Here is a 15927-nt window from a genome sequence, read left to right as displayed (position 1 = left end):
TTTGATTTTCTTTTGAAAAATAAAAGCTTTACTTTTAAATTAATACAGTTTACTCATTAAAACGCCTATGTGACACATTTAGTGTTTTATTGCTTGAACGATACAATTATATTGCTTGAAAAAATTATAATATGAACAAAATCATCACTTTAATAATGGTTATACTTTTTGCTAACACTTCTTTTTCACAGAGTGATACCTATTCCAAACTATGGAAAGATGTAGAAAAGTTAGAGATTGAAGGTTTACCAAAATCGGCATTAAAAGTTGTTGAAACTATTGAAAGTAAAGCTAAGGCAGAAAGCAATTCGCCACAGGTAATTAAAACGCTACTTTTTAAAAGTAAGTTTATGTTAGTGCTTGAAGAAGAAGCCCAACTTAACATTATTAACAATTTTAAAACCGAAATAAAAACAAGTAAGGTTCCCACTAAAAATGTACTAGAAAATATATTAGCCACTTTGTACTGGCAGTATTTTAAACAAAACCGTTGGAAGTTTTATAACCGTACAAAAACCAACGAAAAAGTTGAAACCGAAGATTTTAGAACCTGGGATTTAGAAACTTTATTTCAAGAAATTAATTTACACTACAAAAACTCACTGGCTAATGGTTTAATATTACAGCAAACAGATTTAAAAGATTTTGATGTTATTTTAACTAAACAAAAAGACTCTAAAATTTACAGACCTACTGTATTTGATTTATTAGCACACAATGCCCTAGATTTTTATAAGCATCAAGAAAACAGCATTGCCAAACCTGCTTACAAATTTATTGTTGATGACACTAATTATTTAGCTCCAGCAAATACATTTGCGAATTTAAACATAACCTCTAAAGACTCAAGTTCACTTACTCTAAATGCATTAAAACTATATCAAGAACTTATAAAATTTCATTTAAAAGATACAGAACCTTTTGCTTTGACCAATGTAAATATTGACCGTTTAAATTTTGCACATAATCATGCCACTTTTATAGATAAGGATTCTATTTACATTAATACACTTAAAACTGAAATTAAAAAAAACAAAACTCACGAAGTTTCTGCTTTATACAATTATAACTTAGCTTCTATATATAATGCTCAGGGTAATGAATATAATCCTGAAACTAATACTAAAGTAAGATGGAAAATCAAAGATGCTATTGCAATTTGTGATTCTACAATTGCTAAATTCCCAAATAGCAAAGGTGCCCAAATGTGCCAAGTTTTAAAACAACAAATAGAAAACCCAAGCTTACAGTTAACTACTGAAGGCTTTTTACCTATTAATACAAACACTCGCATATTAGTTACTTACAAAGACCTAAATAATTTAGAATTTTCAATATTTAAGCTAACCGAAAAACAGCACAAAACGTTTTCTAAAATTTATAGACAAAACGAAAAAGAAGACTTTATAGCTAAACTAAAAGCTACAAAAAACTGGGAAGTAACACTTAAAAACGAACAAGATTACCAAACACATACTACCGAGGTTTTAATACCCAAACTTAATAATGGTCGCTATTTAATTTATGCTAAATCTAATGAGTTAAACGAAAATTTCACTGCACATACTACTATTCTAGTTACATACATTGCTATTACAGAGTATGACGATTCTCAAAAAAAACACATACAATTTATAGACAGAAATAATGGTAAACCTATTACTAATGCTAAAGTTGAAATAGAATATTATTATAGAAATAAATTAACAGAATCTACTACAAAAACTACCAATGAGTTTGGAAAAATAACAATTAATAAAGCTCGAAACAAACGTAATAATGCTAATATAAAAATAACTAATTCTGGAGATGTTGCTTATTTCAACAACCTTTACATAAATAGTTATTACAGTTCTAATAATAATAAAAATACTACAAGGTATAACGCATTTTTATTTACAGATAGGAGTATTTACAGACCTGGACAAACAGTCTATTTTAAAGCTATTGCTATGAAAACGAAAGATGAAAAATCTTCTGTTTTAGAAAAAAGTCCTGTAGATCTAACTTTGCATAATGTTAATGGTGAAACAGTAAAAACATTACATTTAAAAACAAATGAATTTGGCTCTGTTTCAGGAGAATTTATTTTACCAAATAATGGACTAACAGGTGATTTTGAAATTGAAATAAACGGAAAAAACAACTTACGAGGTCATACTAATTTTTCGGTTGAAGAATATAAGCGACCAAAATTTGAAACTAACTTTAAACCAATAACCGAAACAATAAAGGTTAACGACAGTGTTACCGTAAACGGTGAAGCATTAGCCTTTGCAGGCTCTAAAATTAGTAACGCTAAAGTTGTTTATCGCGTTAAACGTAACGTACAGTACCCACGTTGGTACGCTTGGAGTCGTCCAATGTTTCAAGACCAAGGCCAAGAAATCACACATGGTGAAACTACAACCGATAGTGACGGAAACTACAAAGTTGTTTTTAAAGCCATACCAGACGAAAGCGTAGATAAAAAAGGACTACCTATTTTTAAATATGAAGTGACTGCAGACGTTACAGATATAAATGGAGAAACACGAAGCACCACCACAACAGTTAATGTTGGGTATCATGCATTAACAGCATCAATAAGTATAAATAGTGATTTAGATAAAGCTAAAAAAAATCATGAAATTATAATAGATACAAAAAATTTAAATGGCGAGTTTGTTGCTGCGCAAGGCACACTTAAAATTTACAAATTAAAAGCTCCAGAACATGTTTTAAGAACACGACCTTGGCAAGCACCAGACTATCAAAATTTCACAAAAGAGGAATTTAAAACCTTATTCCCTCATGAGGCTTATAAAAAGGAACATAATCCGGAACACTGGAAAAAAGACGAACTTGTTTTTAATGAAACGTTTGATACAGAAAAGTCTAAAACTATCACTTTAAAAAACATTAAAAAATGGGAATCTGGACAATATAGTATTGTTTTAGAAACTAAAGATAAATTTGGTCAAGCCGTTAAAGACGAAGCTAAAACACGTGTTTTTAGCGAAAAAGATAAAGTTCTAGAAGATAATCAATTGTTTCAAATAACTACAAATAAAGAACAATATGCTATTAACGATACAGCAGAAATAACGCTTGCTACTGCGGCTAAAAATATTTTAGTTACCGTAGAAATTGAAAAAAACCAAAAAATTACAAATACATATATTGTTGCTTTAAACCAAAATAAAAAAACGATAGAAGTTCCTGTATCTTCTAAAGATATTGGTGGCTTTGCTGTACACTATAGCTTTGCTGCTTTTAATGAATTTAAAAGTGGTTCTCTAACTATAAATGTTCCATATCCAAAAACAGATTTAGAAATTGAAACTTTAACTTTTAGAGATAAACTGCAACCTGGAACAGATGAAACTTGGAAATTTAAAATTAAAGGCCCAAAAGGCGATAAAGTTTCTGCAGAACTTTTAGCAAGTATGTATGATGCTTCTTTAGACGAGTTTAAAACTCATAATTGGAGTTTTAACCCTATTTATCGTAGTATGTACCACTCAAGATTTAGAGTAAATGCACACAGAAGTTTTGGTAATACTAATTTTAATGTTAATAGAGATACTAATTTTAAGTATAGTTATACTTACCAAAATTTCGACCAATTAAACTGGTTTGGGTTTTATTTTGGAAATAGTAGGTACTTGAGACGCTCATTAAAAAACAATATATATAATGAAGATATTTTAGAGATGTCTGCTCCAGCTGAAGCTGAAGTAAATGCAGATTTTGTTCAAACATTACAAGGTCAAGTTTCAGGACTAAATATTAGTACCGGAAGTGGACAACCAGGAGCAGAAACTGAAATTAACTTAAGAGGTGTTTCTTCTTTAATTGCAAATATCGAACCCTTATTTATTATAGATGGTGTTCCTGTGGATGAAGAAAATTTTAGAGCTTTAAATCCAAAAGACATTCTTTCTATAAATGTAATAAAAGGTGATGAAGCTACTGCAGCCTATGGAAATAGAGGAAAAAACGGTGTTGTAATTATTACTACCAAAAACAATCCTAATGCTAATTTTGATAAGGTGCAAATACGTAAAAACCTAAAAGAAACAGCATTCTTTTTTCCGCAATTACAAACAAATGAAAAAGGTGAAGTGTCTTTTAGCTTTACCACTCCTGAAGCTTTAACCAAATGGAAATTACAATTATTAGCACATACTAAAACATTAGAACACGCTACAACATCACTAGCAACTGTTACTCAAAAAGAATTAATGGTATTACCTAATGTGCCACGTTTTTTACGTCAAGGTGATAAAATTAGTATTTCTACTAAAATTTCTAATCTTACAAATAAAGATTTAAATGGTATTACAGTGCTTCAATTGTTTGATGCTTTAACAGGAAAATCTATAGATTCAGAATTATCTAATGTAAATAACAATAAAAACTTTACAGTCGATGCAAAAGGCAATACAAGTGTGACTTGGAATTTAAATATAACAGATAATGTGCAAGCCATTCAATATAAAATAATAGCAAAATCTGGTGATTATAGTGATGGCGAACAAAATGCATTACCTGTTTTAACCAATAGAATGTTAGTAACAGAAAGTTTACCTATGTGGATTCGTAGTAACCAAACAAAAACATTCACTTTAGATAAGCTTAAAAACAACACCTCAACAACACTTAAAAACCATAAGTTAACTCTAGAAATGACTAGTAATCCTGCTTGGTATGCAGTACAAGCGTTACCTTATTTAATGGAATATCCTTACGAGTGTAACGAGCAAACATTCTCAAGATATTATGCTAACGCATTGGCAAGCCATATTGCAAATTCAAACCCAAGAATTCAAGAGGTATTTAACCAATGGAAAAATACAGATGCTTTATTAAGTAACTTAGAAAAGAATCAAGAATTAAAATCTATTTTAATTCAAGAAACACCTTGGTTACGAGATGCGCAAAGCGAAACCGAACAGAAAAAACGCATTGCTTTGCTATTCGATTTAAATAAAATGAATAACGAATTATCTCGAACCAAAAGAAAACTTGAGCAAAACCAAATGTCTAATGGTGCCTGGTCTTGGTTTGGAGATTATCGTGCAAATCGTTACATCACCCAACATATAATTGCAGGTTTTGGACATCTTAAAAAACTCGATGTCTCGTCGAGCGCAGTCGAGACGTCTAAAATGATTGATAAGGCTTTAAACTACCTTGATGCAGAATTTATACAAGAATATAAAGACATTAGAAAATACGATAAGGATGCCGATTTAAATATAGATAGATTAAGCTACACACAATTACATTACCTATATATGCGAAGCTTCTTTCCAAATAATAAACCAAATAAAGAAGTTAGTGAGATTATGGACTATTATCATTCTCAAATTAAAAACTATTGGCTAAAAAGACCATTGTATGCAAAAGGAATGATGGCTTTAGTAACACACAGAAATAAAGATGAAGTAACCTCTAAAAAGATTTTAAACTCATTAAAAGAAACAAGTATAACTTCGGAAGAATTAGGCATGTATTGGAAAGCAAATACTAGTTCATGGCATTGGTATCAAGCACCTATTGAAACACAAGCTTTAATGATTGAAGCATTCTCTGAAGCAGGAACAACAATTCAAACCGAAGCTGAAAATATTGCTACCATAGACGAACTTAAAATTTGGTTACTTAAAAACAAACAAACTAACCGTTGGAAAACCACTAAAGCAACTACTGAAGCTGTTTATGCATTATTATTACAAGGCAACAATTGGTTAAGCGTAACAGATATGGTAGAGGTTATTGTAGGAAACCAACCTATATCGCCATCAAAATTAGAAGCAGTTAAAGTAGAAGCAGGAACCGGTTATTATAAAACCAGTTGGTCTGGTAATGAAATTAAGCCAGAAATGGCCGAAGTAAAAATTTCTAAAAAAGGAAATGGTATTGCTTGGGGAAGTATGTACTGGCAATATTTTGAAGATTTAGATAAAATAACCTCAGCTGAAACACCTTTAAAATTGAAGAAAAAACTCTTCAAAAAAACAAATACAGATAAAGGTGAAGTGCTTACAGATATTACTAAAAACACCAAATTAGAAGTTGGTGATTTAGTAAGTGTTAGAATAGAATTACGAAGTGATCGTGCCATGGAGTTTGTACACATGAAAGATATGCGCGCTGCAGGACTAGAACCTATTAATGTATTGTCACAATACAAATACCAAGATGGTTTAGGTTATTATGAAGCAACCAAAGATGCTTCAACTAATTTCTTTTTCGACTATTTACCAAAAGGTGTTTACGTATTTGAATACGATTTACGGGTAAGCAATGCTGGAAACATGAGTAATGGAATTACAACCATACAAAGTATGTATGCACCAGAATTTAATAGCCATAGTGAAGGCTCTCGTATAAATGTAGAATAACAAATTATAAAAAAGAAAAGACCTGATATTTTATATCAGGTCTTTATATTTATTAATCACTCCATATTTATTTATTAGTTTCTGGCGGAAAATTTTCAAGCATTTTCTCTACAATTGCAGCAAACTTAGCTTCTCTTTTTTCAGGTTTCTCGTTAGGCTTAAAACCGCTTTCGCTAGTTGCTTGCCAAAACAATCCCATTTTAGAATCATCTACAAATTCAACAACAATTCTTTTATTAACGTTGGCTTGACCAATTGGAATACCAATAGATATGCCTCCGCCAATACCTCGATTACCACCACCAAGACCTACACCAACAGTGTTTCTAGAATTCTCCTGAAACTCATCACTTTTAATGTCTATTAAAAAACTTGCGTTTTCGGTTTTTTGAAAACCCATAGCCGTTAGTTTAGCATCTAAAGCAGCTATTAAACGTTGTTCGTCTAATACACTTAAGCCAGAATTTATATCTGTAAAAAAGTTATAGGTTTTATACTCTGAGAAATCAACAGATTTTTCGTAATCGTGATTTACATAAATTGGTGCGCAAGAAGCGACACACAATAATAAGAGTAGAATTTTAAGATATTTCATTGCTTCAATTTTATTTAAATGTAAGCAAAAATTATTCCTAAACTAGTTTAAAGATTTCCAAAGCATATCTTTTAGCTCTGTTAAACCTTGTTGTGCTACCGATGAGATAAATAAATAAGGAATTGGTAATTCGTTATCCAATTCTACTTTCATTTCTGCTTTTAACTCGTCATCCAACATATCACTTTTAGAAATTGCAATTAGTCTTTCTTTGTCTAACATTTCTGGATTATAACGGCGTAACTCGTCTAACAAAACATCGTATTGTTTTTTAATATCTGGTGCATCTGCAGGTATTAAAAATAATAAAATAGAATTACGTTCTATATGGCGTAAAAAGTAATAACCAAGACCTTTACCTTCGGCAGCACCTTCAATAATTCCTGGTATATCTGCCATTACAAATGTTTGGTAATCACGATATTTTACAATACCTAAATTGGGTTTAAGTGTTGTAAACTCGTAGTCTGCAATTTTTGGTTTTGCAGAGGTTACTACAGATAATAGTGTAGATTTTCCTGCATTTGGAAAACCAACCAATCCTACATCTGCCAATACTTTTAACTCTAAAGTAATGTCTTTTTCCTCTTGAGGAATACCAGGTTGCGCATAACGTGGTGTTTGGTTTGTAGAACTTTTAAAGTGCCAGTTTCCGCGACCACCTTTTCCACCTTCAGCAACTATACGTTCTTCACCATCTTTTGTTATTTCAAAAAGAATTTCATTTGTTTCGGTATCACGAACTACAGTTCCCAATGGCACTTCAACATACATATCTTCACCATCTGCTCCTGTGCTTCTGCCACTACTACCATGTTCGCCATGTCCTGCACGAATATGACGTTTAAATTTTAAGTGTAATAAGGTCCAAAGATTAGAGTTTCCTTTTAAAATTATATGACCTCCACGACCGCCATCACCACCATCTGGTCCACCTTTTGCGATATATTTTTCACGGTGTAAGTGTGTAGATCCTTTTCCTCCTTTTCCTGAGGTTACATGCATTTTTACGTAATCAACGAAATTTCCTTCTGTCATTGTCTAAGTTATAAGTGTAGCTTGAAAATTAAAAGTTATTCTTTTATACTTTTCTAGCTAATAATTTTAATTGAAATCCTGGTTTATTGTAAATGTATAATTTACAATTTATCTATTGTATTGCACAAACGTTCTGTAATATCTTCAATATTACCAACTCCATCAACACCAAAATATTTGTCTTGTGCAGAGTAATAATCTTTTAAAATGGCGGTTTCGTTATAGTATACTTTAATACGGTTTCTAATTATACTCTCGTCTGAGTCGTCTTTTCTTCCGCTAGTTTTCCCTCGTTCTAATAGGCGTTTTACTAAAACTTCATCTTCAACTTCTAAAGCTACCATAGCATTTACTTTAGAGTCTTTGTTTTCTAAAATTTTATCTAAAGCTTCTGCTTGTGTTACATTTCTTGGAAAACCATCAAAAATAAAACCTTTTGCATCTGCATTTTTTTCAACTTCGGCTTCCAGCATATCAATAGTTACTTGATCTGGTACCAATGCGCCTTTATCTATATACGATTTTGCTAAATTCCCTAAAGCAGTTTCGTTTTTAATATTATATCTAAATACATCTCCTGTAGAAATGTGTACTAAATTATATTTTTCTTTTAAAAAGTTAGCTTGTGTACCTTTACCTGCTCCCGGAGGACCAAATAATACTAGATTAGTCATGTGTTGTGTTGTTTTTAATTGATATACTTGAGGTAAATCTCTTCCTAACCCATCATAATCTAAGCCGTAACCAACTATAAATTTATTAGGGATATCTTTACCTATATAATGAATTTTAAAATCTTTTTTATATGCTTCTGGCTTGTAAAACAGTGTAGCAATTAGTAGTTGCTTTACGCCTTCGTTATTAAAAATTCTATGTACTTCGTGAAGCGTATTACCTGTATCTATAATATCTTCAAGAATTACAACTGTTCTTCCTGTTAAATCTTGTGTTAAACCAATAAGACGCTGTATGTCTTCGGTAGATTTAACACCTTCATAAGAGGCCAATTTAATAAATGTTACTTCGCAAGCTTTTGGGTATTTTTTTACAAAATCACTTACTAACATAAACGAACCGTTTAAAATGCCAATAAAAACTGGTACTTCGTCGCCTAAATCGTCTGCAATATCTTGTGCCATTTTAGTAACAGCATCGTCAATTTCTTCTGCTGAAATGTATGGCTTAAAATATTTGTCATGTAACTTTATCATTGTCTTAATTTTAAGAAAGAGGCAAAGATACAATTTTGTTAATCGTTATACCATTTTGACACGGTTTTATTGGTTATCTTTTCATTATAAACTGTATTTTTGTGTAAAATTTTTGGCAATAAAATGAATTACTTTTCTTCAAATTTTAAATTAGGTATTCTTGGTGGCGGACAATTGGGCAAAATGATGCTTTACGACACAAGAAAATTTGACATTACAACCTTTGTTTTAGATCCTAGCGATCAAGCACCTTGTAAATTAGCATGCAATGCTTTTACTCAAGGAGATTTAATGGATTTTGATACCGTTTATAATTTTGGAAAACAAGTAGATATTTTAACTTTTGAAATAGAAAATGTTAATGTAGATGCGCTTGAAAAGCTTGAAAATGAAGGTGTAAAAGTATATCCAAGCTCTAAAAATCTAAGAACTATTCAAAATAAAGCTAAGCAAAAATTATTTTATTTAGATCATAATTTACCTACATCTCAATTTTCGCGATTTGCATATGCATCAGAAATAGAAGATGCTATTTTAAACGGTGGTTTAAAGTTTCCTTTTGTATGGAAAAGTGCTCAATTTGGGTATGATGGCACTGGCGTAAAAGTTGTACGCAGTTTAGAGGATTTAAAAGATTTACCTAAAGGTGAATGTATTACAGAAGAACTTATTGATTTTAAAAATGAATTAGCTGTAATTGTTGCCAGAAATCCAGATGGTGATATTAAAACTTATCCTGTTGTAGAAATGGAGTTTCATCCAGAAGCTAACCAGGTAGAATACGTAATTTGTCCAGCAAGAATACCAATAGATATTGCTAAAAAAGCACAAGAAGTTGCTTTAAAAGTTTCTAAAGCTTATAATCATGTTGGTTTATTAGCTGTCGAAATGTTTTTAACTAAAGACGATAATATATTAATAAACGAAGTGGCTCCAAGACCTCACAATTCTGGTCACCAAACTATTGAGGCTAGTTACACCTCTCAATTTGAACAGCATATTCGCGCCATATTAAATCTACCATTAGGAAATACAGACAGTAAACTTGGTGGTATTATGGTAAATTTAGTTGGAGCCGAAAATTACACAGGTGACGTTGTTTATAAAAACATTGCAGACATCATGGAAATGGACGGCGTAACACCACATATTTATGGTAAAAAACAAACGCGACCATTTCGTAAAATGGGACATGTAACTATTGTAAATAAAGATTTAAATGTTGCAAGACAAGTTGCTGAAAAAGTAAAAAACACAATTAAAGTAATAAGTAAATAATTATGAGTAAAGTAGGCGTTATTATGGGAAGCGATAGTGATCTTCCTGTTATGCAAGAAGCAATAGATATATTAAAAGCTTTTAAAATTGATGTTGAAGTAGATATCGTTTCTGCACACAGAACACCCGAAAAGTTATTTGATTACAGTAAAAACGCACACACAAGGAATATTAAAGTTATTATAGCAGGAGCTGGTGGTGCTGCGCATTTACCAGGAATGGTAGCTTCATTATCACCTTTACCTGTTATTGGTGTTCCTGTAAAAAGCAGAAACTCTATAGATGGATGGGATTCTATTTTATCTATTTTACAAATGCCTGGTGGTGTTCCTGTGGCTACCGTAGCTTTAAACGGAGCAAAAAATGCTGGAATTTTAGCTGCACAAATTATTGGTGCCAGCGACCAAAGCATACTTAATAAAATAATAACTTATAAAGAGGAGCTAAAACTTAAAGTAGAAACTGCTTCAAAAAACATAAAATAGTTAAAACATAAAAAAGCCTGGTTACCCAGGCTTTCTTTCGCTATTAATCTTTCTATATTATGAGTGTATTACTCATCATCAAAAAAACTTATAGCAAAAGTCAATAAATCATTACAAATCAAAGAATTGAAATTTATTTTTAACCTTTTTTAGATTAAGTGCTATAAAAACCCGATTAAAAGCTGATTTTTGTTAATTTTTTTAAAAATGTTAGGCATAAAAAAAAGCCCCAAATAAATTTGAGGCTTTTCATCGCTATTAATCAATAATTTTTAAGAGAGTAACCAACTCTCGAGAAAAAATCTGGACAAATTAACTACATGTTTCGATTTTTTACAAGTATTTTTATAACTTTTATTCAAAAAAACAATTAAATAGCTAAAAATGAACATATTAGAACAAAAATTTTCTACAAAATATACTACTGCACCATTTAATATTATTAAAAACAGTGACTATAAGCCTGCTATTTCAACTTTAATTGAAAAAGCTAAAAAAGAAATTGAAGTAATAACAGATAATACCGATACTCCAACTTTTAAAAACACTATAGAAGCTTTAGAGTTTTCTGGTCAACAACTAGATCGCGTTACCAGTATATTTTTTAATTTAAACTCTGCCGAAACAAATGATGAAATTCAAAAAATAGCACAAGAAATTTCTCCTTTACTTACAGAATTTGGAAATGATATTACCTTAAACGAAAATTTATTTAAACGAGTAAAAGCAGTTTACGAGCAAAAAGAAGCTTTAGATTTAACAACAGAGCAAAAAACGTTATTAGATAAAAAATACAAAAGCTTTTCTAGAAACGGTGCTAATTTAAACGAAGAAAACAAAGCTAAACTGCGTGACATAGACAAAAAACTAGCACAGTTAAAACTTAAATTTGGAGAAAATGTTTTAGCAGAAACTAATAAATACGAATTACACTTAACAAAAGAAAGTGATGTCTCTGGATTGCCAGATGGCGCCAAAGAAGCAGCAAAACAACTTGCAGAAAGTAAAAACAAAGACGGCTACATTATTACGCTTGACTACCCAAGCTATATACCGTTTATGACTTATGCAGATAATCGAGAACTTAGAGAAGAATTATCTAAAGCAGCTGGAAGCAAAGCTTTTAAAGGAGATGATTTAGACAACCAAAATATTGTTTTAGAAATTGCAAACCTACGCTATAAACGCGCAAACATTTTAGGTTATAAAACACATGCTAATTTTGTTTTAGAAGAGCGCATGGCACAAACACCAGAAAAAGTACTTACTTTTTTAAACGATTTACTTTCTAAAGCTAAACCTGCTGCAAAAAATGAATTTAAAACTTTAGAAAACTTTGCTAAAGAATTAGATAATATAGACCAATTACAAAAATGGGACTCTGCTTACTATGCCGAAAAGCTAAAACAAAAACTATTTAATTTAGACGATGAGCAATTAAAACCATATTTTAAATTAGAAAATGTAATTGATGGTGCATTTACAATAGCTAAAAAATTATTTGGACTTCATTTTGAAATAATAAATGACATCGATAAATATCATGAAGATGTTTTAACCTACAAAGTAACAAATACCAATGGTGAATTAATCTCCATATTCTATGCAGATTTCTTTCCTAGAAAAGGCAAAAGAAACGGTGCCTGGATGACAAGTTACAAACCTCAATTTGTAAAAGATGGCAACCAAGAAAGACCTCACGTGTCTATAGTTTGTAATTTTACTAAGCCAACAAAAAGCAAACCATCATTATTAACGTTTAACGAAGTTACTACTCTATTTCATGAATTTGGTCATGCATTACACGGTATGCTTGCAAATACAATTTACCCAAGTTTATCTGGAACTAGCGTATATTGGGATTTTGTAGAATTACCAAGTCAAGTTATGGAAAACTGGTGTTACGAAAAAGAAGCTTTAGAACTGTTTGCAAAACATTATGAAACAGGTGAAGTAATACCAATGGATTTAATAAACAAAATTAAAGAGTCTGCAACATTTCATGAAGGCATGCAAACCTTAAGGCAAATTAGTTTTGGACTACTAGACATGTCATGGCATGGCGGCGAATCTCCAGAATCTATTAAAAATGTAAAAACCTTTGAAAACAAAGCTTTTCAAGACACAAAACTATATCCAGATGTAGAAGAAAACTGTATGAGCACAGCTTTTGCTCACATATTCCAAGGCGGTTACAGTTCTGGTTATTACAGTTACAAATGGGCAGAAGTATTAGATGCAGATGCTTTCGATTATTTTAAACAAAACGGTATTTTTAACAAGGAAATTGCAAACAAATTTAAAGACAATGTATTATCTCAAGGAGGTACTGAAAATCCAATGACTTTATATAAACGCTTTAGAGGTCAAGAACCTAAACCAGAAGCCTTATTAAAAAGAGCAGGCTTAATAAAATAACTTTTCACAAAAAAGACCAGCTAGCGCAGTTGGTCTTTTTTTAAAAAATAAACTTTCAATAATTATTGAAAGTTTAAAAATTATTATATATTTGAATCATGCAATATCAAGAAGCAAAAGATAAATTTATTAGTACTTGGGGAAGTTTAGGCTCTCTTTGGGGAATTAACAAAGCAATGGCACAAATTCAAGCCTTACTTTTTATTTCTACAAAACCATTATCTATGGAAGAGATTATGGACGAACTTAAAATCTCTCGTGGAAATACATCTATGAATTTACGCCAATTAATAGATTGGGGAATTGTAAGCAAAACAATAATCGCAGGAGAAAGAAAAGAGTTTTTTACTACCGAAAAAGATGTGCAAGAATTAGCTAGAATTGTAGCTAAAGAAAGAAGCAGACGTGAAATACAGCCAGTAATAAAAATTCTTGATGAAGTCTCATCTATTAAAGACGACGGTAGTGAAAAAACAAAAGAACTTATAAAACAAACAAAAGCATTACATGAACTAACAGAAACCATGGATGCTGTTATAAATAAATTAGTTAACCAGAAACAAAACTGGATTACAAAGTCTGTTTTAAAATTCTTTAAATAAAAAAATTTAAACACTACTTTCAATTTTTTCTGAAAGTTTAATATGTATGAAAAATATATTTTTAAATAGAATAATTACAATTATTATTGCTCTAGTTTGGCTTGTAAATGGTTTGTACTGCAAAATACTAAACCAGGTACCAAGACATGAAGCTATTGTTGCACAAATAATAAACACAGCACACTCAAGACTATTAATTATAATAATAGGTTTCTTAGAAATATGTATGGCTATATGGATACTTAGCCACTACAAACAAAAATGCAATGCAGTATTACAGATTATAATAATATTATTAATGAACTGTATAGAATTTATAATGGCTTCAAACTTACTATTATGGCATAAATACAATATCATTTTTGCCTTTTTATTTTGCATATTAATCTACTTAAACAGCTATCATTTTAATTTAAAAAAAGACCATGTTTATATCACTTAAAAATCATCCTTTTGCAGTTGAAGCTTTTTTTAAAAACTCAACAGTATTAACTTTTGCTGTACCAAAAGAGCAACTGCAAACCCTAATTCCAGATTGTTTAACATTAGACACTTTCAAAGATAAATGGGCATTTGTTGCTGTTGCAATGGTTCAGACTAAGGATTTAAGACCAAAAGGTTTTCCCAAATTTTTAGGAAATGATTTTTTCTTAATCGGTTATCGCATATTTGTGCGCTACACCAATAAAAAAGGAAAACGTTTGCGTGGTTTATATATAATAAAATCTGAAACCGATAAAAAGAAAATGGCAATATTGGGTAATACTTTTACACATTACAACTACACGTCAACAGATGTAAAACAAACTATTACAAAAAACAAAACCGAAATAGCATCTAAACAATCAAACTTTAGTATTACAATTAATAACAGTAAAAACGCTATTAATTTACCAAACAACTCTCCATTTTTAAACTGGAAAGAAGCCAGACGTTTTGCAGGACCATTACCTTTTACTTTTACATATAACAACAAAAAGAAAGAAATGTTAATAATTCAAGGAGTAAGACAATATTGGAAACCAAAACCAATTGAAATAGAACACTACAGTGTTGATTTTTTTAAAAAATTACAATTAAAAAATCACGTATTAGCAAACGCATTTATTATAGAAAACATACCATATTATTGGAAAAAAGGAGAGATAGAATTATGGAATTAAAAAGAAAAAAATTTCAAGGTGTATTAAATATTTTAAGTTTTAACAGGCACTTTTACATTTATGGTTTATTAGTTTTAGTGCTAATAATTACTTTATTTATATACTTTCAATGGTCATTATTAATGCTTAAGCTTATAGTACTAGCTTTTTCTTATGGATTATTAATACCTCTTATAATATCTGCTTACGTATATGATTATGCAGGATACTATAACTTTAATTGGCTAAAAAATAAAAATTTAAAAGACAAAGAAAACCAACTAATACTAAATATTAATGCAGGTTTTGATGAAACGAGTTTTTCTTTAAAAGAAAAATTTCCACTTTCAAAATTTCAGGTATACGATTTTTACAATCCAATAAAACACACAGAACCTGCAATTGTTAGAGCAAGAAAGGTTACCAACCAATTCCCAAATACAAAACAAATAGTTACCTCTAAAATTCCATTAAAAGACAATTGTGTTGATATTATTTTTTTACTCTCAGCAGCTCATGAAATTAGAAAAAATTCAGAAAAAATTCAATTTTTAAAAGAGTGCCATCGTGTTTGTAAAACAAACGGAAAAGTAATTTTAGTTGAGCACTTAAGAGATATACCAAACTTTTTCGCTTTCTCAATTGGTTTCACACATTTTTTCTCCAAAAAAACATGGGTTAACGTTTTTAAAAAAGCTGGATTTAATAATGTATTAGAAGATAAGTTCACACCATTTATGTCGATTTTTTCATTTAAAAACTAAAT

General features: G+C 30.5%; 11 protein-coding genes. 8 read left to right on the top strand and 3 right to left on the bottom strand.

Going from position 1 to position 15927, the window contains the following annotated elements; all coding sequences use genetic code 11:
- The first annotated feature begins 131 nt into the window (after positions 1 to 131).
- Positions 132 to 6392, top strand: a complete 6261-nt coding sequence (locus LACAL_RS07605; RefSeq protein ID WP_013870141.1) for an alpha-2-macroglobulin — start codon at positions 132 to 134, stop codon at positions 6390 to 6392.
- Positions 6393 to 6459: 67 nt separating this feature from the next.
- On the opposite strand, the gene LACAL_RS07600 is transcribed toward LACAL_RS07605, so the two are convergent.
- The 3 genes from LACAL_RS07600 to LACAL_RS15175 all read right to left on the bottom strand — a co-directional run bounded on the left by LACAL_RS07600 (position 6460) and on the right by LACAL_RS15175 (position 9236).
- The gene (locus LACAL_RS07600) at positions 6460 to 6987 is read right to left on the bottom strand and encodes a DUF4136 domain-containing protein (RefSeq protein ID WP_013870140.1); all 528 of its coding nucleotides are present in this window, start codon (positions 6985 to 6987) and stop codon (positions 6460 to 6462) included.
- 42 nt (positions 6988 to 7029) lie between these two features.
- Entirely contained in the window at positions 7030 to 8025 is a 996-nt protein-coding gene (gene obgE, locus LACAL_RS07595) for a GTPase ObgE (protein WP_013870139.1), read from the bottom strand.
- Positions 8026 to 8126: 101 nt separating this feature from the next.
- Positions 8127 to 9236 carry an adenylate kinase gene (locus LACAL_RS15175; protein ID WP_013870138.1) on the bottom strand — a complete coding sequence of 370 codons (1110 nt, stop codon included), beginning with the start codon at positions 9234 to 9236 and terminating at the stop codon, positions 8127 to 8129.
- A 123-nt stretch (positions 9237 to 9359) separates the two neighbouring features.
- Here LACAL_RS15175 and LACAL_RS07585 point away from each other — a divergent pair, with 123 nt between their 5' ends.
- From LACAL_RS07585 to LACAL_RS07555, 7 genes are all read left to right on the top strand, one after another.
- Complete coding sequence (locus LACAL_RS07585; protein WP_013870137.1) at positions 9360 to 10514, top strand: 5-(carboxyamino)imidazole ribonucleotide synthase; 1155 nt, start codon at positions 9360 to 9362, stop codon at positions 10512 to 10514.
- Between the two features lie 2 nt (positions 10515 to 10516).
- The gene (purE, locus tag LACAL_RS07580; RefSeq protein ID WP_013870136.1) at positions 10517 to 10999 is read left to right on the top strand and encodes a 5-(carboxyamino)imidazole ribonucleotide mutase; all 483 of its coding nucleotides are present in this window, start codon (positions 10517 to 10519) and stop codon (positions 10997 to 10999) included.
- A gap of 384 nt (positions 11000 to 11383) precedes the next feature.
- Positions 11384 to 13417, top strand: a complete 2034-nt coding sequence (locus LACAL_RS07575) for a M3 family metallopeptidase (protein ID WP_013870135.1) — start codon at positions 11384 to 11386, stop codon at positions 13415 to 13417.
- A gap of 98 nt (positions 13418 to 13515) precedes the next feature.
- Positions 13516 to 14019, top strand: coding sequence for a GbsR/MarR family transcriptional regulator (locus LACAL_RS07570; RefSeq protein WP_013870134.1), 504 nt, complete (start codon positions 13516 to 13518; stop codon positions 14017 to 14019).
- Between the two features lie 46 nt (positions 14020 to 14065).
- On the top strand, positions 14066 to 14461 hold the full coding sequence (locus LACAL_RS07565; protein WP_013870133.1) for a DoxX-like family protein: 396 nt from the start codon (positions 14066 to 14068) through the stop codon (positions 14459 to 14461).
- On the top strand, positions 14445 to 15182 hold the full coding sequence (locus LACAL_RS07560; RefSeq protein WP_013870132.1) for a DUF2071 domain-containing protein: 738 nt from the start codon (positions 14445 to 14447) through the stop codon (positions 15180 to 15182). The genes LACAL_RS07565 and LACAL_RS07560 overlap by 17 nt, the downstream gene beginning before the upstream one ends.
- Positions 15173 to 15925 carry a class I SAM-dependent methyltransferase gene (locus tag LACAL_RS07555; protein ID WP_013870131.1) on the top strand — a complete coding sequence of 251 codons (753 nt, stop codon included), beginning with the start codon at positions 15173 to 15175 and terminating at the stop codon, positions 15923 to 15925. The genes LACAL_RS07560 and LACAL_RS07555 overlap by 10 nt, the downstream gene beginning before the upstream one ends.
- The last annotated feature ends 2 nt before the right edge of the window (positions 15926 to 15927 follow it).

Source organism: Lacinutrix sp. 5H-3-7-4, assembly GCF_000211855.2.
Lineage (GTDB): Bacteria > Bacteroidota > Bacteroidia > Flavobacteriales > Flavobacteriaceae > Lacinutrix.
This window is presented reverse-complemented; position numbering and strand designations above follow the sequence as displayed.

Coding starts and splice junctions, on each gene's coding strand:
- LACAL_RS07605 (WP_013870141.1), top strand. CDS start 132: ATGAACAAAATCATCACTTTAATAATGGTTATACTTTTTGCTAACACT.
- LACAL_RS07600 (WP_013870140.1), bottom strand. CDS start 6,987: ATGAAATATCTTAAAATTCTACTCTTATTATTGTGTGTCGCTTCTTGC.
- obgE (WP_013870139.1), bottom strand. CDS start 8,025: ATGACAGAAGGAAATTTCGTTGATTACGTAAAAATGCATGTAACCTCA.
- LACAL_RS15175 (WP_013870138.1), bottom strand. CDS start 9,236: ATGATAAAGTTACATGACAAATATTTTAAGCCATACATTTCAGCAGAA.
- LACAL_RS07585 (WP_013870137.1), top strand. CDS start 9,360: ATGAATTACTTTTCTTCAAATTTTAAATTAGGTATTCTTGGTGGCGGA.
- purE (WP_013870136.1), top strand. CDS start 10,517: ATGAGTAAAGTAGGCGTTATTATGGGAAGCGATAGTGATCTTCCTGTT.
- LACAL_RS07575 (WP_013870135.1), top strand. CDS start 11,384: ATGAACATATTAGAACAAAAATTTTCTACAAAATATACTACTGCACCA.
- LACAL_RS07570 (WP_013870134.1), top strand. CDS start 13,516: ATGCAATATCAAGAAGCAAAAGATAAATTTATTAGTACTTGGGGAAGT.
- LACAL_RS07565 (WP_013870133.1), top strand. CDS start 14,066: ATGAAAAATATATTTTTAAATAGAATAATTACAATTATTATTGCTCTA.
- LACAL_RS07560 (WP_013870132.1), top strand. CDS start 14,445: ATGTTTATATCACTTAAAAATCATCCTTTTGCAGTTGAAGCTTTTTTT.
- LACAL_RS07555 (WP_013870131.1), top strand. CDS start 15,173: ATGGAATTAAAAAGAAAAAAATTTCAAGGTGTATTAAATATTTTAAGT.